The 280-nt window shown below is 63.6% G+C and carries 1 protein-coding gene; it reads left to right on the top strand.

All coding sequences use genetic code 11. The features are described 5' to 3' along the window. A partial coding sequence (locus L5876_RS14680; RefSeq protein WP_236957105.1) for a hypothetical protein occupies window positions 1–280 on the top strand: 280 nt, incomplete at both ends.

The raw sequence follows: 280 nt of genomic DNA on the forward strand, positions 1-280 counted from the left end.
GGCGATGGCGCAGGATGTCCAAGTGCGTGTAAAGGTCTCGCATGACGTCGCGCGCGAGATTCAGGAGGCGGTGGAGAGCGCCGTCGGTGCCGACATCGGTCGCGAGATCGCTGAGGCAATTCGCAGCGTGACTGTGGGGTTGCCGGGGCTCGGTCACGCCGATGCGGCGTTCCTTCAGAATCGCGAGTTTCGGTCGGAGCAGACGCAACGCGAGACGAAGAAGCTCCAGGTGGGCGCCGCCGGAACACTCGAGTTGAAGAACGTCTCAGGCGATATCGTC

Source organism: Hyphobacterium sp. SN044, from assembly GCF_021864465.1.
Lineage (GTDB): Bacteria > Pseudomonadota > Alphaproteobacteria > Caulobacterales > Maricaulaceae > Hyphobacterium.